Below are 260 nucleotides of genomic sequence, written 5' to 3' on the forward strand. Positions count from 1 at the left end.
CGCCTTGCCGGCGACGATGTCGCTGCCGACGAGGCTGGCATTGCGGCCCGCGGTCAGGATGACGTTGCCGCCGGTCGTGCCGAGCAAGCTGCGCGCGTCGCTTTGCGTGGTGCCGTCCACGCGCTGGCTGGACTTGCTGTCGCTGCGGCCATACGAGATGCCCATGCCGCCCACCGAGAAGCCGCTTTTCTTTTCCCGGCGGTAGTGGTCTTCGGCGTAGGCGTTCACGCCGGCCTGCACGGCCAGGTCGCGTGCGGCGT

Annotated in this window: 1 protein-coding gene; it reads right to left on the minus strand. The window is 69.6% G+C overall.

The genetic code is table 11. The annotated features are described in order from the left end of the window. Positions 1–260: hypothetical protein (locus AC6LJ2_RS30135; RefSeq protein WP_498152772.1), on the minus strand; the 260-nt coding region annotated here is incomplete at both ends.

Source organism: Achromobacter sp. 1014246743, from assembly GCF_059760725.1.